At 41.3% G+C, this 19,622-nt stretch carries 14 protein-coding genes and 1 tRNA gene; 5 read left to right on the top strand and 10 right to left on the bottom strand.

Going from position 1 to position 19,622, the window contains the following annotated elements; all coding sequences use genetic code 11:
* Nucleotides 1–39: 39 nt before the first annotated feature.
* From RMZ43_RS00075 to RMZ43_RS00055, 5 genes are all read right to left on the bottom strand, one after another.
* Nucleotides 40–333 (bottom strand): antibiotic biosynthesis monooxygenase family protein, encoded by a 294-nt coding sequence (locus RMZ43_RS00075; RefSeq protein ID WP_322652930.1) that lies wholly within the window; start codon nucleotides 331–333, stop codon nucleotides 40–42.
* 99 nt (nucleotides 334–432) lie between these two features.
* A complete protein-coding gene (locus tag RMZ43_RS00070) occupies nucleotides 433–1,068 on the bottom strand; it encodes a retron system putative HNH endonuclease (protein ID WP_322652929.1) in 636 nt (211 codons plus the stop codon).
* Complete coding sequence (locus tag RMZ43_RS00065) at nucleotides 1,065–2,300, bottom strand: AAA family ATPase (RefSeq protein ID WP_428850679.1); 1,236 nt, start codon at nucleotides 2,298–2,300, stop codon at nucleotides 1,065–1,067. The genes RMZ43_RS00070 and RMZ43_RS00065 overlap by 4 nt, the downstream gene beginning before the upstream one ends.
* An 81-nt stretch (nucleotides 2,301–2,381) precedes the next feature.
* Nucleotides 2,382–2,915, bottom strand: coding sequence for a GAF domain-containing protein (locus tag RMZ43_RS00060; RefSeq protein WP_322652927.1), 534 nt, complete (start codon nucleotides 2,913–2,915; stop codon nucleotides 2,382–2,384).
* 4 nt (nucleotides 2,916–2,919) lie between these two features.
* Nucleotides 2,920–3,837: a metallophosphoesterase family protein gene (locus tag RMZ43_RS00055; RefSeq protein ID WP_322652926.1), complete on the bottom strand. Its 918-nt coding sequence runs from the start codon at nucleotides 3,835–3,837 to the stop codon at nucleotides 2,920–2,922.
* Between the two features lie 136 nt (nucleotides 3,838–3,973).
* Between RMZ43_RS00055 and RMZ43_RS00050 the strand changes: the two genes are divergently transcribed.
* Together RMZ43_RS00050 and RMZ43_RS00045 are read left to right on the top strand one after the other, a co-directional pair.
* A complete protein-coding gene (locus RMZ43_RS00050) occupies nucleotides 3,974–4,876 on the top strand; it encodes a hypothetical protein (protein ID WP_322652925.1) in 903 nt (300 codons plus the stop codon).
* A 44-nt stretch (nucleotides 4,877–4,920) separates the two neighbouring features.
* Complete coding sequence (locus RMZ43_RS00045) at nucleotides 4,921–5,751, top strand: ATP-grasp domain-containing protein (RefSeq protein WP_322652924.1); 831 nt, start codon at nucleotides 4,921–4,923, stop codon at nucleotides 5,749–5,751.
* Between the two features lie 507 nt (nucleotides 5,752–6,258).
* On the opposite strand, the gene RMZ43_RS00040 is transcribed toward RMZ43_RS00045, so the two are convergent.
* Nucleotides 6,259–8,283, bottom strand: a complete 2,025-nt coding sequence (locus RMZ43_RS00040; RefSeq protein ID WP_322652923.1) for a GAF domain-containing sensor histidine kinase — start codon at nucleotides 8,281–8,283, stop codon at nucleotides 6,259–6,261.
* 95 nt (nucleotides 8,284–8,378) lie between these two features.
* On the opposite strand from RMZ43_RS00040, the gene cobN reads away from it, so the two are divergent.
* Both cobN and RMZ43_RS00030 read left to right on the top strand, forming a co-directional pair.
* On the top strand, nucleotides 8,379–12,554 hold the full coding sequence (cobN, locus tag RMZ43_RS00035; RefSeq protein WP_322652922.1) for a cobaltochelatase subunit CobN: 4,176 nt from the start codon (nucleotides 8,379–8,381) through the stop codon (nucleotides 12,552–12,554).
* Between the two features lie 9 nt (nucleotides 12,555–12,563).
* Nucleotides 12,564–13,679, top strand: coding sequence for a peptidoglycan-binding domain-containing protein (locus tag RMZ43_RS00030; protein WP_322652921.1), 1,116 nt, complete (start codon nucleotides 12,564–12,566; stop codon nucleotides 13,677–13,679).
* A 130-nt stretch (nucleotides 13,680–13,809) separates the two neighbouring features.
* Here the strand turns inward: RMZ43_RS00030 and RMZ43_RS00025 are convergent, their stop codons facing one another.
* The 4 genes from RMZ43_RS00025 to lipA all read right to left on the bottom strand — a co-directional run bounded on the left by RMZ43_RS00025 (nucleotide 13,810) and on the right by lipA (nucleotide 18,790).
* The gene (locus RMZ43_RS00025; protein ID WP_012407750.1) at nucleotides 13,810–14,265 is read right to left on the bottom strand and encodes a Fur family transcriptional regulator; all 456 of its coding nucleotides are present in this window, start codon (nucleotides 14,263–14,265) and stop codon (nucleotides 13,810–13,812) included.
* A gap of 419 nt (nucleotides 14,266–14,684) precedes the next feature.
* Entirely contained in the window at nucleotides 14,685–15,935 is a 1,251-nt protein-coding gene (sigC, locus tag RMZ43_RS00020; protein WP_322652920.1) for an RNA polymerase sigma factor SigC, read from the bottom strand.
* A gap of 884 nt (nucleotides 15,936–16,819) precedes the next feature.
* Nucleotides 16,820–17,749, bottom strand: a complete 930-nt coding sequence (locus tag RMZ43_RS00015) for an NAD(P)H-dependent glycerol-3-phosphate dehydrogenase (protein ID WP_322651866.1) — start codon at nucleotides 17,747–17,749, stop codon at nucleotides 16,820–16,822.
* 162 nt (nucleotides 17,750–17,911) lie between these two features.
* The gene (lipA, locus tag RMZ43_RS00010; protein WP_322652919.1) at nucleotides 17,912–18,790 is read right to left on the bottom strand and encodes a lipoyl synthase; all 879 of its coding nucleotides are present in this window, start codon (nucleotides 18,788–18,790) and stop codon (nucleotides 17,912–17,914) included.
* 138 nt (nucleotides 18,791–18,928) lie between these two features.
* Here lipA and RMZ43_RS00005 point away from each other — a divergent pair.
* Nucleotides 18,929–19,002: transfer RNA gene (locus RMZ43_RS00005), tRNA-Pro, on the top strand.
* Nucleotides 19,003–19,622: the final 620 nt, after the last annotated feature.

The following is a 19,622-nucleotide window of genomic DNA, read 5'->3' as shown; positions in this document are numbered from 1 at the left end:
AGAACCCCGATTTTTTAAAAAAGTTGGGGTTTTTGTTTTTCATATTTCAATTTCTTCAAAGTGTTCAACAGTAGGAAATGGCTCATAAAAATGATGCAGAAGTTTTTTCCACTCTTGATACTCAGCAGAATTTCTAAATCCAACAGTATGAGATTCTAAGGTTTGCCATTTGACAAGTAATAAATATTTACCTTGAACTTCTATACATTTATGCAATTCATGGGATAAATATCTATCCATTGAGGAAATAATTTTAGAAGCTTTTTTAAAAGTAGCTTCAAAATCTGATTCTAGACCAGGTTTAACATGAAGCATAACTGCCTCAGTAATCATAAAGTTTTGTGGTGATAATTGGGCTAATTTTATTTAGTATAATCTGAATGCGATGCCTACGACAGGCTACCTGTATGCAAGCACTTTATTGAATTAAAACTAATTTTTTAGTAAATAAATAATCGCAGCACAAAACTCTTCGTAATATCCTTTAGAATCAGTTTCACTGAAACCTAAAATCAAATCTTGTCTGTCTTCCTCTGTGATTGTGTTGATGATTTCCAATATTGGCTCAAGAGCTTTTGCGCGTAAATCTTTCAGCTTATCAATATTGAGTCCGAGTTTATCAATTGTTACTTCAGCAGCTAATTGCTTTTTTGAATTATCTGTTGCCAAAATCTGCCCATCATCGGTGTACTTAAAGAACTCCTCACAATTTGCATTTATGGGTGAAACCATCAAATTCTCATCGTACCAATGATTTTTCTTGCTTCCACAGTGCAGAGGTTCTTTACGCTCTCTTTCTCTTTGACATGAAGCCAGCATATTTGTGTATTCTAGCGCTAGCTCAGTATTAGGATATCTAGGTTTTAGATGTTCAATATGACTAATATCCTTGGTAATACGCCTTTCACAATAGCAACAGATAAAACCTTGCTCTTGCAATAAGGAATCATGTACATCAGTTTTTTGTGGTTTGCTGAAGTTGTCCCAACTTGGCTGCCAATCTTCATTTGCTAGGTTTTTCCAAACGGTAAAACTTTCTGGTTCCTCACTTTTTTTGATATATTTCACCGTTTCAAAATCTCTTTGCGTCGAATAGATACACTTGCTTTTACTAATTCTGGTTCATCTTGCCCAATAATATCAGCAATTTCTTGAGATAATTGCCTAGCACCATCAAGATTTCCTTCATCAATGAGTCTAAATAACTCATGTAAACGATCTTTAATTTCTTGTGGACGTGCTGGGACACCCATAAGGTCTTCTAAGATCCGATTGCTATCTCTCCCAAAGGAACTTTCTGGTCTTTTCGCAACAACACCCTCGTCTGTCTTTTCTAGAATGTAAATACCTTCCGGCTTGACTTGGCTAATTACTTGAGGCGAATGGGTAGTCACAATAAATTGGCAATTAGGGAATGTTCTTGTCAAAGCAGGAATAATTTCTCGTTGCCATTTAGGGTGTAGGTGGAGTTCAATTTCATCAATTAAAACAACACCATTACCCTGGAGAGGATCTGATAAACCTGGGTTGGCGATCGCTAATCGTCTTGCTAAATCTCCCACCATTGCCAACAAGCATTTTTCCCCATCAGATAGCTGATTGATAATTAGTTCCTGACCTTGTTTTTTTACGGTCATTCTCAAGGGAGAACGACGAACCCGTAAGTTAGAAAACTCTGGAAGTAGTAAATATATTGCTTTTCTTACCGTTTCAAGCAGCTTGTCTCGATAATTAGGATTGTCCCTTAAGGATTCATTCTCCAAGTCTTCTTGGTTTCTAAACCATTCAAAGAAAAACCTAAAGTCTATTTTTCCGCCTGTGAGCGCTTGATCATAAGCATGTATCTGCTCAGATGAATATTTCTTACGACGAATTCTCAAGGGAATATCTAATACAGCACGATTGACATCATAATAAATAATAACTGTAAGATTAAGTTTAGGATTATTTCTCAATTCCTGCTGTACTTTCTCAAGTAGTTTTCGTAACTCAATTAAGCTACTACTGACATATTTGCCACTTCTTTGTTTCCACTTAGTTAATGACCATATTACTTCTTGAGAATCTACTGAAATTGTAATTTCGTTGCGTGTTATCAATTTTCTATTAGTAACATCCTCTTTGGTGAAAATTCTTCCAGAAGCGGTAGGAGATTGAATGGGATTTGTAAAACGTGACAAAAGAATAGTTATACAGTCAAGAATACTTGATTTTCCTACACCATTGATACCAATAAGTATAGTTGGCTCAGTCTCGTGGAAATCAAGCGTCAAATTGCCGATTCCACGGAAAAATTGCATTTTCAAGCGCTTGACTTTCATAGTTTTAACAAGACTGAACGTAATTTACTCTACAGCTAATCAATTAGTGATAAAAAACAGTTAATTAAAAGCAGATTTTACATAATCAACTGCAAAAGGTGTAATTTTTTCGACAAGATTATTAATCACTCCTCGTTCATATTCAGTCCAAATTCTGGGATGACCAAAAATGCATGGTTGTAAAATTCCCCAGAGTTGACCATCCTGGCGGATATGGGCATGAATAAGAGCGCGATGTCCAAAATTCTTCTGTTCAAATTCCCAATTTAATATCTCAGCAGGAGCAGTTTCCACATCTTCGACAAATATTGAAGGTTCAGCGCGTAGCGCAGCCGCAAACATCGGATCTTCATCTGTTACAGATGGGGGTTGTGCTGCCCAGTCTTCATTATAAACAGTAGGTACATCTGGAGTGCGAATCCAACAAAAGGCAACTCTACCAAGGTTATTTTGTGGATTATGCAAGTATAGAAAACATCTATCAGACTGTAAAAAATCTCCTACAGTCGGTAAAAGTGCAGAAAATAGAGTATCTAGTGTTTGAGATGATTCTAAAATATTTTTGAGTGTAGAAGGAAGTTCTTGCTGAGTCATATAACTAAGCTGATTTTAATTGAATAATGCCTTTATCAAAAACGCGATTATTAGTAGCGATCGCACTTACTTCTATTCTATCTTTATACACCTCATAAGAAGCAAAACTTAAGTCACTAGTAGAATACTTTGTCCACTCGGAACGCCCTACAGGACGATTACCCGCACCTGCGCCACAAATTAAATAAGTTGTACCATCAATAGCACGAGTGCGTTCATAATTATGTTCGTGACCATTAATGTAAAGTTGAACCCCGTATTTTTGAAATAGAGGAGTGAAAGTTTTTATAAAATCTGGATTACTCCCATACTGACCCGATGAATAAATTGGATGATGACCAAATATAACTTTCCAAGGAGCATTACTAAGGCTTAATTCTTTTTCTAACCAATTTAGCTGGGTTTTCCAATCAGCATTACTGTTAGTATCTAAAGCAAAAAATTGTACTTGATTACGTTTAAACGTATAATAACGTCCCTTCATATTAAAGCCAGCATACTTGATTTGTGGATCGCCATTTTCAGTACGAATATCGTGATTACCTAAACAAGCCTGAAATTTCACACCTTGCTTGAGTAAACCTTGATAAGGACGTTCAAAAACTTCGCCAATTTTCTCAATTTCGCCGTTGTTGTAAATATTGTCTCCAGCTAAAACAACTAAATCATAAGGATTTCGCTTGTGATATGCGTTCATCGCTCCAGCCACAGCATACTGTCCTTTAGCGCCAGTCCCTGTATCAGCTACAGACACAAAACGTAATAACAAGTCTTTTTTGGCTGGGTTGGCGGCTATAGCTGTTATTGAATCGGTAATATCAGCAGTTTGATGATTTTTATCAGCTAACATCCAGGCTAAAAATCCCGTACTAATGGCGCTGAAGCTACTTAAAAATAAAAATTGACGGCGTTTGAGGTTCATAACTCACCAAATTTAATAAATAGTCAGTTTAGCTGAAGCAATGTGCAATTGAAGTGATACATTAAGGCAAAAGAAGGCAGCACCAGTAATAATGTACGTTGTTTGTCTTTGATTCGCTGCTTTTGGTGAAAGTTCCATGTCACAAGACAATCAGTCAAAACCGACGGATAAGCAAGTAACTCAACCTCCCCAAAAACCTTACCAGAGAGTTCAGCCATTTTGGAAGGCTAAAATTATCCAACTTCTCCAAGGGACGATTGGGGTTTTAGAAGTAACGGTGGAGAAACTGGAGACAGTACCCCCACCGGGTACTGAGGAAAAACCTGGCTTTTTCCAGCAGTTTCAGTTGTGGTGGGGTGGACTGTTAAGGACAATCCGCTTGTTTTTACCATCAAATTTGTCAACAAAATTATCAGATACAGCTTTGACGGGAATTGTTACTGCAATTGCTGTAATTATTGTTTGGACAACTGCGAGTGTCTTTACTGGTAAACCACCTACTGAAATCGCAACAGTTCCACCCGTTGAAGAAGTTCCTGCACCAGCACCGACACCAACGATAACTACTCCACCTGAGTCAGTTGCACCCGAACCACAGCCGTCACTGCCACCAGAGGAAATTACGCCGCCGCCAGAAATACAAACTCCGCCACCACCAACGCCGGAAGCGAAAGCGGAACCCGAACCAATTCCCACGCCAACGCCAACACCAACCCCAGCCATAGAATTGACACCAGAACAAGCCTTGATTGCGGCTATTGAAAATCAGGTAGCCGAAATTAGCGATCGCATTGCCTCTGGTCTGATAAAGTCAATTCAAGCCAACTTCCGCACCAGCAATCTTACGGTCAAAATTAGCGACGATTGGTACACTCTCAATGAATCTCAGCAGGACAAATTAGCTGGGGAGATATTACAACGCTCTCAAGAACTGGATTTTACCCATTTAGAAATTGTTGACTCCCAAAATAGGTTGATAGCACGTAACCCAGTTGTTGGTACTGAGATAGTAATTTTTAAACGGCAAACAACAAGTTAAAATAATTCCTAAATCGTAATTTGGACATTTAAATTTAAGTATTTATGTTAGATAATGTTTCGCTATTGCTTCAAGCTTGTGAAAACTTAAACATCAGCTATGAAATTTTTCAACCTGCTGAAAATTTAATAAGAATTAAACTCAATAATAAACAGCATTATTTTTGTAACTATAGTACTCCGTTAATTAATCAAGCAGTAGCAAAAATAATAAAAGATAAAGAATACACTTACCATATTTTAAAACAGAAAATTAAACTCCCTCGCACTATAGGTTTTCTTTCCCCTTTTTGTGACATTCAATATAAAATTTATTTAAAATTTCCTAGTATTCAGGATATCGTATTAGAAATTAAAGAAAAGTTTGAAACACCAGTAATTGTCAAAAGAAATTCTGGCTCTGGTGGACATAACGTTTTTTTATGCCAGAATACAGATGAAATTGAAACTGCTGTAAAAGAGATTTTTGATATTAATCAAAAGTATGATTACGTTGCGATCGCTCAAGAATTTATTCACATTAAATCTGAATATAGAGCGGTTTTCTTAAATAAAGAATTAGTTTTGCTCTATGAAAAAGATATAAGTAATGCAGAATTTGCGGGAAACCTCAGTCCCCTGCACTGGAATGGTGCAAAGGCCAAGTATATTAATGATCCACAAATATTGTCAGAGATTGCTAATTTTGCTCAACCAATTTTTGAAGAACTAGACCTTGATTATGGTGGTTTAGATATAGTTTTAGATCGAGATAACCAATATTGGTTGATTGAAATCAATTCTCATCCAAATTATAGTATTTTTACTAGAGATAATGGAAATGAACATGTATTAAAAATATTTGAAAAAATGCTTATTAGTTTAGCCTCAAAATAAATAGTTTCGTACTTTGGTTAGCTGATATCATCTGCGACCAAATACCACAATTCACATTATGGTTAATTTGTATAGTGCGTAAATCATAGTTTTAGATAAAAAGTACTTAAACATAAAAAGTTTAAGTACTACTGCTATGGAAAGCTATTTTCAACAATCAAATAACAGCTTATTTGCTGTACTCATTTTCAGAAACCTACTTAAGATAGACTATTTATTCATACTTAAGTTAGTTGCAAAAATTTCATGTATAGTCTAATTACTTTCAAACTCGTTCTATCCTAAAAAATAGGCGAACGTAGGCATAGCGTGTTGATGAATCGAGGCGAGTTAAGGGACTTCCAACTAAAAGAAATATTCTATCGTGGTGTAGGCAGGGGGGCAGGGAGCAGTTCTTGCTGGGGGAGAAAGAAAAATATGATCTAAGTAAATTGGATAATTTATTTTCTGGAAGTCCCTAAGTAACAAACAGTGGGCTAAAATCTAAAATCTAAAATCGCATGACTCCTAACTCACCACTCTCATAGACTGAGTTGGTATCCATACAGTAAAAATTGAGCCAATACTTACAGTTGATTCTACTTCAATTCGTCCCCGATGGAGTTCCACAAGTTGTTTAGTTAAAGCTAGTCCAAGTCCAGTACCTTCGTAGCGGCGGCGATAGGGTGTATCGAGTTGCTGAAATTTATCAAAAATTAATGGTAATTGTTCATCGGGAATACCAATCCCGGTGTCTTCCACTTGAAAAATAGCAGTATTATCTTCCACCCAAAGACGTAAGGTAACGCTGCCATTTTCAGGGGTAAATTTAATCGCATTAGTTAACAAATTCCAGAGAATTTGTTCTACTCGTTCTCCATCGGCGGTAAAGCGATCGCGCCTAGGATCGATTTGCAAATCAAGGTTGAGATTAATTTGTTCACTGATTGCTTTTTTTCGCAGTGACTCTATAGCATTTTCAGCAACATTCACCAAAGAAAATTCCGAAATATTTAAAGCTGTCTTACCAGCCTCAATTTGCGATAAATCGAGGATGTCATTTATCATTTCTAATAAATGTTCTCCACTGTCGTGGATTGTTTGCAGATAACCCCGTTGTCGTTGACTCAATTCACCCAAAGGCCAACGTAATAACGTAGATGACATCCCAATCACATAAGTTAAAGGCGTGAGTAATTCGTGACTGATAGTAGCGAGAAACTCACTTCTGAGACGGTTAGCAGCTTCGGCGGCGAGGAGAGCATCACGCAATCCTATTGTACGCTCAATAACTCGTTGTTCGAGAGTTTGTTTTTCTTGGGTAAGCGTTTGCATTAACTCAGCTTGGTGAATTGCGATCGCTAATTGTTCTGCGATCGCAACCAACAAGTTTTTTTCACTTTCAGTCCACTGGTGTGGCTTATCGCACTGATGAGCAATCAGCAATCCCCACAACTTGTCCTCAAATATAATCGGTGCTGCTAACTTAGCCCTAACTTGGCTTTCCCTCAAAAATTTCAACAAACACTTTTCTAGAGCATAAGTTTTTTCGACATCATCCACAGCTAAGGTAAAGCCTTGGCGATATTTTTCCCAACATTGAGAGGTTTGGATAAAGCAATTTCTTTCCGTGTAATTCAACACCGATGTAATAGCATCTGTAGCACGGGCTTCATAGACAATATAACCTCGATAGTTTTGCCTGTTTTCTAGTAATGGTTGATTATTGGCTGACACAGAAAGCGAGAGTTTATCCTTATTCTCTGGTATAGAAAAATAGATTTTGGAAGGTTCCCCAATTGACTGTTCCATACCTGTTAGCAGTGCAGTTCCACTGAGGGGAATAGTATCAGACTGGTATTGTTGAGCCTTAACTTTGGAACCTTCAAATTTATAGATTACTAATCTGTCTAATTCCAGAAACTCACGCACTTGTGTAATTGCTGTTGCCATAATCACCGACAAATCCAGGCTTTTGCGGATCTGTGTTGTTACCTGATTTAACAACCGCTCTTGGGAAATCTGTTTTTTTAAAGCATCTTCCACTGGCTGACAGATATAAATTGTCGGCGTTGAGCTTGGAGGTGCTATTATTTCTTGGTTTGGCTGAGTTAAAAGATATTCTAATAACAACAGTGAAAATTGACTTTGCAGCGTGGCATCATTGGGTCGAATAATTTGGCGATAGCCTTCGAGATTTTGGTAAGTGGAGGAATCACACTCAAACAAGTCTCTCAATTCGTAAACGAATGTTGCGATCGCCTCTAAATTAAATGTCAATTGAGCATTAAGCGCCGAGTCAATTCCCTGCTCCCCTTCCTCCCCCTGCGCTAAGTTTCCTACCAGAAGCGCACTAAACTGCTCAGAAACCACCAACGTAAACCTTTGCCTTTGCCATTCCACAGGTATGCAAATCCGCATCAACACAGCTTCTGTCAGTACTAGAGTGGCACTTCCCACCGTTTGAGCCATCTGTTCTAACAATTCCCCAAGCTGATTAAATACAACAATAGGCAAGGTTCGAGAAAAGCTCAAATCAGGAGAACTAAGCATTTTAAATCATTACTGGTAAGAAGGGGCTGAATGCACGGAAAAAGTTTGTTTTGATTGTGCAATAACCATATAGTTTAAGACGGTAATACAGCATTATGCATCGTACAAGTAGCATATCGGGTGGATGGAATCAGTCAGAGGGCTTAATTTTTCTAGAACAAACTCCAGCGCCTTTCGTGTTGATTACGGCTGCTGATACCGACATTCAAACTTTGGCAGTTGCGGTGACAAAATTACCTACAAGCTTTCCTGCCTTAAGAGTCGCTAATCTCTTGCAGTTACAGCAACAGTTAAGCATAGATACTTATGGGGAGCAAGTTTTGGAACTTGCCCAAGTAATTATTTTGCGCCTGTTAGGAGGACGTTCCTACTGGAGTTATGGCTTAGAAGTAGTGCAAGAAATTGTACAACGTAATGGTAGAACCCTCATTGTAATGCCAGGGGACGACGCTTTTGATCCCGACTTAATTTCTCAGTCTACCGTACCTCTGAGTATTGTGAATCAGGTATGGCAATATTTCAGCGAAGGCGGCGTAGAAAATTTCGTTAATGCTCTGGAATTTATCTCTGATACTTGCCTGTTAACTGCATATAATCCGCCGTTACCCTGTCCAGTTCCGCGTGTGGGATTGTATGAATGGGGAGTAGGGGAGCAGGGGCGCAGGGGAGAGTTAGAACTGGATTCACCCACCTCAGAACTGGACTCATCCGCCTCAGAACTCCGTTCATCCACCTCGGAACTAGATTCATCCGCCTCAGAACTCCGTTCATCCACCTCGGAACTAGATTCATCCACCTCGGAACTAGATTCATCCACCTCGGAACTAGATTCATCCACCTCGGAACTAGATTCATCCACCTCGGAACTAGATTCATCCACCTCGGAACCTCAAATCCCCCAATCCCCAATCCCCAAAATCGGCATCCTTTTCTACCGCGCTCATTATTTAGCGGGAAATACTAAAGTAATTGATGCTTTATGCGAAGCTTTGGTACAAAAAAATTTACAACCTGTGCCAGTATTTGTTTCCTCATTGCGTGAACCTGATGTGCAAGTTGAGTTGAGTGAATTTTTTCAACCCAAAGAAGGCGAATCAATAGCTGTGTTGCTGAATACCACCAGTTTTTCTCTAGCACGTTTGGAAAGCGAAACACCCCAAACTGAACTATGGGAAAAATTAGATGTGCCTGTATTGCAGGTGATCCTCAGTGGCGGATCAATTGAGCAGTGGGAGTCACAGTTTCAAGGGCTTTCTCCCCGCGATATTGGGATGAATGTGGCGCTACCAGAAGTAGATGGGCGGATTATTACTCGTGCTGTGTCTTTTAAAGCCGTACAAACTCGTAATCCCCATCTAGAGACGGATGTGGTAATTTATGAACCAGTGAGCGATCGCATTGAGTTCGTTGCCAACCTAGCAGCAAATTGGGCGCGTCTACGTTCCAAACCACCCCAAGAACGGCGAATTGCTCTAATTTTGGCAAACTACCCCAACCGCAACGGCCGCCTCGCTAATGGTGTGGGACTCGACACTCCAGCTAGTTGTGTAGAAATCCTCCAAGCTTTACATCAGGCTGGGTATGAAGTAGAAAATCCACCTGCTCAAGGAGAAGAGTTGATTCAACGCCTGACAGATGGTGTAACCAACGATCCAGAAGGTAGAGAATCGCTTCCGGTACACCAAAGTGTTTCTTGGGAAGAATATCAAGAATATTTCGCTTCATTACCGCCAGCAGTTCAGCAAGGTATTAGTGAACGGTGGGGAAATTTAGAGCAGGGGAGCAGGGGAGCAGAGGAGCAGAGGAGCAATCAAGAATTCTTCCCCCCTGCCCCCCTGCCCCCCTGCCCCCCTGCTTCTTTCCCCGTTCCCGGAATTCAACTCGGCAACGTTTTTGTGGGAATTCAGCCAGCAAGAGGTTATGATAATGACCCCAGTTTGAATTATCATGCGCCGGATTTAGAACCAACCCATGCCTATCTAGCTTTCTACTATTGGGTAAGAGAAACTTTTGGTGCTGATGCTGTAGTTCATGTAGGGAAACACGGAAATCTAGAATGGCTACCCGGTAAAAGTGTGGCTTTATCAAGTAATTGTTATCCAGAAGTGGCATTTGGCGCACTTCCCCACCTGTACCCGTTTATTGTGAATGATCCTGGTGAAGGTTCCCAAGCGAAACGTCGCGCTCAAGCGGTGATTATAGATCATCTAACGCCACCGATGACTCGTGCGGAACTCTACGGTTCTTTGCAGCAGTTAGAAAATTTAATTGATGAGTATTACGAAGCCGACAGTTTAGATCCTTCGCGTTTGCCAGTGATTCGCGATCGCATCCACGAACTGGTAATCAAAGAAAATCTCCATCTAGATTTAGGAATCCAAAATGAAACAGAAATTTTTAAGTCTGAATCTCTGGTTTTGAATTCCATCGGTGGCTATCTTTGTGAATTGAAAGAAGCCCAAATCCGTGATGGCTTGCACATTTTCGGGCAATGCCCCCAAGGAAGGCAGCTACGAGATTTAATAGTAGCGATCGCTCGCATCCCCAATCGCCATTCTTCAGGCATCACGCGTGCGATCGCTCAAGACTGGGGTCTAGATTTCGACCCCCTCACAGCCAATTTGTCAATGCCTAGCGATGAATACTCAATAGTTAATGGCACAGAATGCCGTACCCTCGGTGATATCGTCGAAGTCCTAGAAGAACACGCCGCCCTCCTAGTAGAACAGCTAATAAATCAAAATTCTTCTTGTACAGACGCGATTCATCGCGTCTTAGCTGGGGAGGGAGACGCAATTCATCGCGTCTCTACCTGGATATGCGATCGCCTCCTTCCCGCCTTACAAAAAACCCCCCAAGAAATCACCCACTTATTACACGGACTTGATGGCGGTTACGTCCCCAGCGCCCCATCTGGCGCACCCACGCGCGGCCGCCCAGAAGTTCTACCAACAGGGAGAAACTTTTATTCTGTCGATATTCGCGCCATTCCCACAGAGACAGCTTGGGATATCGGCAGAAAAGCTGCTGAAACCCTCGTTGAATATTACACACAAGAATATGGTGAGTATCCCAAAACACTAGGTTTATCACTATGGGGAACAGCCACCATGAGAACAGGCGGTGATGATATAGCCGAAGCCTTAGCTTTACTTGGAGTCCAACCTGTCTGGGATGGTGCAGCGCGGCGAGTAGTGGATTTTGAAATTTTGCCCTTGGCGATTTTGGGGCGTCCTCGTGTAGATGTCACGTTGCGAATTTCGGGATTCTTCCGCGATGCTTTTGGCAACTTAATTGACTTATTTGCTCAAGCAGTATCAGCAGTAGCAGACTTGAATGAACCGCCAGAACAAAATCCCCTAGCGGATGCAGTTCGCCAAGAAACTGATTTGTGGACAAGCCAAGGATTAACTGTAGAAGAAGCCGTGGAGCGATCGCGCTATCGCATTTTTGGTTCTCGCCCAGGTGCTTACGGCGCCGGACTCCAAGATTTAATCGAATCCCAAAACTGGACAGACGACGAAGATTTAGCCCGCGCCTACATCAACTGGAGTTCTTACGCCTACTCATCGGGAACAGGAGCAGGGGGGCAGGGAGCAGGGGGACAAGGGGACAAGGGGACAAGGGGACAAGGAGACAAGGAAAATAACTATACTCAATTCCCAATTCCCAATCCCCAATTCCCAGTCCCCAATACCAAAGCCTTCGAGCAACGCTTGGCGCAAATGCAAATTGTCCTGCACAATCAAGATAATCGTGAACACGATCTACTAGATTCTGATGATTATTACCAATTTCAGGGTGGCTTAACTGCGGCGGTGCGTTCTCTACAGGGGAAAAATCCCGAAACTTATTTTGGTGATAATTCTATACCCGCTAAACCACGAGTCCGCCAACTGAAAGAAGAAATTGCGCGGGTGTATCGTTCTCGCGTAGTTAATCCCAAGTGGATTGCCGGAGTTATGCGCCACGGATACAAAGGAGCCTTTGAAATGGCGGCGACAGTAGATTTTTTATTCGCCTACGATGCAACAGCTAAATGTGTAGAAGATTATATGTATCAAGGCATAGTAGAGGCTTACTTACTCGACCCAGTTGTGTCAGAATTTATTCAGGAAAAGAATCCTTATGCACTGCGTGATATAGCTGAAAAATTATTAGAAGCACATAAGCGCAATTTGTGGGAGGATGTAAATATAGGAACATTAGAAGCTTTGAGGAACCTAGTACATCAAGCTGAAGCAGTGATCGAAGAAAAATCAATGGTGTAGGAAACAAATATGGAGAATCTTGCGTATTTGCACCTAGCTTTCGCCTACGAAGACAGCACACCCAGTGAATTGGTCTCCCTCAGTTCCTTGTTTAAGGACGCAGCTGCACCAGACTGGAAACGGCTTTCAGGTAGGGCTTGGAAGTATATGTTGCCCCTTGCTCTGTCTTTATCTATTCTTGGCGCTGTTACCAGCGTCATGGCACTGGAAAAAGGCGATCAAGGCCCTTCCGTCAGAAATTTACAACAAAAGTTGAAAACAGCAGGTTTTTACCAATCTTCTGTTACCCAAGTATATGACGCATCCACACAAGAAGCTGTGCGGCGCTTTCAAAAGGCTGCCGGTTTACCAGTGGACGGCATTGTTGGCGCAAACACCCTACAAAAATTAGAAACTTGGCAAGCTAAAAAAACTACTGCTGTAAGAAGCGCACAAGCCAAAAAGCCTAGCACAACTAGTTCAGCCAGTTCAGCAACTAGTAGCCAAGGCCGTAATTCCAACTACCTTGCTAAAGGGGCTGAAGGTGAAGATGTCAAAGCTTTGCAAGAACGCTTAAGAATTGCAGGCTTTTATTACGGAAACGCCACAGGAATATTTGGGCCAATTACCGAAGAAGCTGTCAAGCGGTTCCAAGATTCTTACAAATTAAGCGTTGACGGTATTGTTGGCCCAGCAACATTAGCTAAACTGCCGGGAGTTGGCATTGGTGATGGAGAAGAGGCTCCCACAAAGGTAGTCAATCGCAATAAACTTCGTGTAGGCGATCGCGGCGAACCAGTTAGACTACTTCAAGAACAGTTAATCCAGGCAGGATACTTAGAGGGAGAGCCAAATGGCTATTATGGCCCTTACACTGCCGATGCTGTACGGAGATTCCAAGCAGCTAACTACTTGTCAGCAAGTGGTGTTGCCGGCCCAACTACGCGAGCTAAGTTATATAGCTCAGTTAATACTACTAGCAAAAGCGAATTTAATACCTTAGAAATCCAAACGCGACTACGGGAGCGGGGTTTTTATAAAGGCAAGCTGAACGGTGTAATGGCAGCTGACACCAAAAAAGCAATTAAACAAGCCCAAGAATTCTACGGCATTAGTCTCAAGGATCTTAAGAGCGGACGCTTTTAACATCCGCTTTGGCGTTGTTAGTATCAGTCCCAAACTGGTTGCTTGCCTCCAGTAACAACAAATTACGAACTGCTCAAAATTCCATTTATTTGGTTAATTTGAGTAGTTTTGTTTTTTATCTACCCAAATGCTAAAGCGGCATCAGTGCCCGTTGGCACTTGGGACACACTGCATGAATGGTCATTTGACAGTCTAGTAGGTGAAAACCTTCTTTTTGAGCTGTTTTCGACCCAATTTTTAAAATTGAGTCATTTTTAAACTCAATAGTTGAGTTGCATCTAACACAAATTAAGTGATGGTGATGATGAGGATAGGGCTGGTTGATTTCATAATGCTTATGTCCCTCGCCCAGTTCTAGTTCCCGTAAAATTCCCATCCTTGCCATCAACTTCAAAGTCCGATAAATAGTTGACAGACTGATCCCTTCACCATCAGTTTCTAGCCGATGATAAAGATCCTCCGCGCTTAAATGCTCACCTTGCGGAAGTTCTTGAAAAATGTGTAAAATTGTTTCGCGCTGGGGAGTTAATCGCCAGCCTCGTTCATTCAGTTCTGCCTTGAGTGAAGTAGTTGTGTAGACAGTCATACTAATATTTCTCAACAAAGCTTGTTAGTTGAGAATATAACAAATCTTGGGAGCAATTTGCAACAATCATTGCCTATTGAGAATTCTTACTAAATATTATAAGAACAATTCATCAAATCTTGAGCAAAAATCAAGTAATAAGCTGTAGTGCATTTAATTTGCATACAGCTAATAATTAGGATACTTATAACGATTGCATCCCTTGACTTTGAATTTTATATAAGTTAATTTTGAATTGTGCAGTTGATCCCCACCTTTAAGATATTTGAGCAAAGGTCTGGGGAAACTCTTGTCCAATTAAATGCAAATTATTTGCTACAAGCCTCTAAAAGGCTTTAAATATGGGATAAAATCAGCCATTTGTTGGTAGTCATTTGTCAAATGCAGTTTTCTAATGACAAATGACAAATGACAAATGACTAACTTAAAGATTCCAAATAGTCGCGGATGAGGTTGCGACGCTTGGGTTGACGTAGCTTTTGCAAAGCCTTGGATTCGATTTGTCTGACTCGTTCCCGTGATAAATCGAGAGCGCGGCCAATTTCTGCTAAAGAATAAGGATGACCATCTGCCAAACCAAAGCGCATCAAAATTACATCGCGTTCCCGGCTAGTCAAATCTGATAGAAGATGATGCAAATCTCTTTGTAAAGATTCTCGCATTAACATCTCTTCTGGAGTTACACTGTCGGTTTCGAGTAATTCGCCTAACTCAGTGTCTTTATCTTTACCTACTTTGGTTTCTAAAGAAACGGAGCGAGGAACCCGCAACAAAACTTCTCGTACTTGAGTCGGTGTCATCTCTAACTCAGTTGCTAAATCTTCTAGAGTTGGGGTGCGACCTTTTTCTTGAGCAATTTTGCGTTGGGCCTTTTTGATTTTGTTTAACTTTTCGGTAATATGGACAGGGAGGCGGATGGTGCGACTAGAAGTAGCGATCGCCCGTGTAATTCCCTGACGAATCCACCAGTAAGCATAGGTACTGAAGCGATAACCCTTTGTTGGATCAAATTTTTCTACAGCTCGCTCCAAACCAAGTGTGCCTTCTTGGACTAAATCCAACAATTCCAAACCGCGATTTTGATACTTCTTAGCAACAGACACAACTAAGCGAAGATTCGCCTTAATCATGTGTTCTTTTGCTTGAAGTCCTTGGGACTGAACTTGCTCCAACTCTTCTACAGTCAACTTGGCAATTTCAGCCCAGCGACGTTTGCCTTCTGCCAAAGTCGGTCTAAGATCCGATAAAACTATATCAGCAGTAGCAGCCCATCTTTCCAAAGACGGCCGATGTCCTAGTTCAGAAGTAAGACGTTCTTGAACTTCAATTAACCGAAGATAAGGCGTAATCACTTCATCCCCTTCCTTAGCGGCTTTAGCAAGTACTATCCGCATCCGCAAGTAGCGTTGAACTTTTTGAGCTTCTGAAACCTCTTCATCGCGCCCCAACAAGCGAACCCGACCAATTTCCTGAAGATATAGACGTACTAGGTCTGTACTCCGACGGTTAGTGTTAAGAGTAAAGTTAGCATTGTCAGCAGCAGCTATTTCTAGCTCCTGTAGGTCATCTACCGATAACTCACTTTCGTCAACCGTGAAATCCGAGTCCAAAGCCTGGCTAGACTTTTTGGTGTTGTAGGGGGCGTCTGCATAAAAAGATGTTGCTGGCATAAAGATCGTCTCAATGGCTCCAGGTAACAATAGATTTCGGTCAGCTTAGATTACGGTCAGCTATTCAACTGTTGCTATTGTTCCCGTGATTTACGATGAACTAACATAGTTGAACGTTCCATTACAGTTTTTTTTGAAATTAACTGTAATAGTTTTATTGGATACAGCATTACTGAACTTAATCGGCTGATAAGCTTTTGATTAAACCAATAGCTATTCAAATCGGCAGCTAGGTTTTGAATATTTCAACTACTTAGTTAACATTTCAACCTTGATGGTTTTTAATAGTAGCTTTTTTAACACGGTATAAACATCCTTAAGTGAATGTCATCTTTATAATTGGCATAGTCACATTTACATGGCTACAAAAGTAATATCCTGACGATTTAGCAATTTTTTCTCAGGATTATTCAGGTATAAGTAGAGCTAATAGATATTTAAGAAGTGATTAGTATTAACGGCAAAAATTCTCTCGATACGGAAATAGAAAACGTGGGGGAGTTATTAAATACTCTCTCCTGTCCCCGCGTCTTTTTGCATATTAGCCTTAACCTGCCAATTTCAAGACAGACTACTGGTCTATCGCATTAATTTCGCGTCTCTACAGGGTTTTGGTAACAAACTAATCAATAGACTTCTTGCATAAGTCGGGAAAAGGGAAAGGGGGAAAGGCGAAAGGTTCTGTATTGTCCCCTTTCCCTTTAACCTTTACCCTTTTCCCCCTCTTGCAAAAGTGCTTTTTGCAAGAGGTCTAATCAGAACTTATAGGACAGACTACTAGTACAGCACGGCGTAAATAAACCATCCATCCCAAATCAACGAAACTCTTACGCTGTGTTCATTTTGACTTTTGACTTTTAACTTTTGATTTCCACTTTGCGGTACTAGTAGTTGTACTCTGGCTTGATATCTCGCAGCATCAGTTCATCAAGCGCTTGTCGAGGTGTGACTTCACCCTGAAGTAAACGATAAACTTGCTCAGTGATTGGAACAGGAATATTTTCTTGCTTGGCTCGTTGCATCAGAACCCGACAAGTGTTCACTCCTTCAGCAGTTCCTTGTAAATTTGCGAGAGTTTCTGTAAGTGACTTACCGCCAGCTAGCTGATAGCCGACTTGGTAATTGCGACTTAAGGGACTATTGCAGGTTGCTAATAAATCTCCTAGACCTGATAAACCATAAAATGTTTCTGTCTTCGCACCCCAGTTGTTGCCGATGCGAACCATTTCTGTAAGTCCACGGGTGACTAGAGCAGCTTTGGCATTGGTTCCTAGTTGTAAACCATCGCACACACCAGCTGCGATCGCAATCACATTTTTTAGTGTTCCCCCCAATTCCACTCCCAAAGGATCGGGATTGGTATATACCCGAAAACGTCCAGAGGAAAATACTAACTGCACTATTTCCGCAGCCGTGGGAATATTACTGGCTACCACTGTGGCTGCTGGTAATTCCATTTGAATTTCTTTTGATAAATTAGGCCCAGACAGAACAACCACTGCATGGTTAGGAAATGCTGTTTGCCAAATTTGCGATGGCGTGCAGGTGGTTTGAGGGTCTAAGCCTTTCGTCGCTGTGACAAAAATTGTCTCTGGAGAAAGGGGGAAAGACTGGACTTGAGAAGCAACATCCCTCACACCAATCATCGAGATAGCGGATAGGACGATTTGGACATCTTTTAAAACTGCTTGGATAGTTTGCGAACCTTGACGCGACCACACGCGCACTTGATGACCATTTGCTGTGGCGAGATTTGCCAGAGATGCACCCCAAGCACCTGCACCAAGAATTGCTACAGTTTTTGGATTAGTCATTAATCAAAAGTCTCCCCATCACCCCATTCTTTTAACTCACCGAATTTTAGATTTTAAATTTTGGATTTTGGAATTGAATAATTTAAAATCCAAAATTTAAAAAGGTCTGAATGCGAACACCATCTCTAAGAGTTGTGCCCGAATTTAAACGCAAGAACAAATCTAAAATCGGCTGCGGGGATAACGTTCCATTAATTCCCTGACTTGTTCTGCATGATATGAGCTTCTTGTCAATGGTGAAGAAACAACTTGTAAAAATCCGATTTGTTCGCCGAATGCCTTCCAAGCTGCAAATTGTTCTGGGTTGACAAATTCATCTACTTGCAAATGTTTTTGACTGGGTTGGAGGTATTGCCCAATTGTCAAAATGTCGCAATCTACAGTTCGCAAGTCTTGCATGACCTGGCGAATTTCGGCATCAGTTTCACCTAGTCCAACCATGATACCAGATTTAGTATATGTGCTAGGAGAAACTTGGCGAGAGCGGTGCAATAATTCTAATGTGCGATCGTAGTTTCCTTGGGGACGCACCCGGCGATATAGGCGTGGAACAGTTTCTGTATTGTGGTTTAATACCTCTGGCGCGGCTTGTAGAATCAACTCTAGAGCATTCCAATTACCGCACAAGTCAGGAATTAGTACCTCAATCGTGGTGTTGGGTGAAACAGTACGAACCGCATTAATACACGCTATAAACTGAGACGCACCGCCATCTGACAAGTCATCTCGGTTTACAGAAGTGATCACAACATGATTAAGTTTCATGCGGCGAACAGCTTCTGCTAGTCGTGCAGGTTCCGTGGGGTCTAGCGGTTTAGGTTTTTTCTCAAAATCAATATCGCAGTAGGGACAAGCGCGTGTACAAGCCGGGCCCATAATTAAAAATGTGGCAGTCCCAGCATTGAAGCATTCACCAATATTTGGACAGGATGCTTCCTCACAAACTGTATTGAGGGCTAAATCCCGCAAAATATCTTTAACGTTACCAATCCGCTCATGCTGAGGCGCTTTTACCCGCAACCAGTCTGGTTTTACAGTCACAATCCGCTTTTACCACTAGAGTTATACAAATTTAATCGTAGCAAGCAAAGCCTTGGGTAAAGTGTTCATATATATAGATGTAATTCTGTTATTTGGCACGGGTTGTGATATTGTTAATTTATCATGGGATTTTTATGCCGGGATGTGGCGCAGCTTGGTAGCGCACTTCGTTCGGGACGAAGGGGCCGCTGGTTCGAATCCAGTCATCCCGATGTAGATGTATCGAATAACTAATTATTTGTCGTCGTTAACACATTAGTGTCGTTATTAACGATTTAAATGTCGTATTAACAAATTAATGTCGCCGACCTTTTAAGTGGAGTTGATCCCAGCACATCTCTAATATACTCACAAATGTTGGAATATTCCCGAACGAAGTGCGCCTTTCAACCCTCTCAAAAAAATTTTAATGCTTCAAATATTTTTCTTAATTCACTCCTAGCCGGGATGGTTGTTGAAACTTACTTGTAAAGCTGTGGATATCGTTAGCTGGATACTTTCAACCCACCCCTAGCCGGGATGGTTGTTGAAACTTTTTACATGGCTCAAAGAATCACAGCGCGAACCTTTCAACCCACCCCTTAGCCGGGATGGTTGTTGAAACGTGGGGGTGAAAATCTCCCTTCCGCTCCTCAAACTTTCAACCCACCCCTAGCCGGGATGGTTGTTGAAACCAAGATTTACTCACTTTGGCGATCAAAGCGATTTTCTACGGCTTCTTTCAACCCACCCCTAGCCGGGATGGTTGTTAAAACTCAGTAGACCGAAAAGTTTTGCGATCGCTGTGTGATGAATACCTGGGAACCTGATTGTTGGCTGAAAAGCTGTGCTT

Source organism: Nostoc sp. CmiVER01 (assembly GCF_034531135.2).
Classification (GTDB): domain Bacteria; phylum Cyanobacteriota; class Cyanobacteriia; order Cyanobacteriales; family Nostocaceae; genus Nostoc.
The sequence above is the reverse complement of the archived record's forward strand: the minus strand, read 5'-3'. Positions and strand labels throughout refer to the sequence as shown.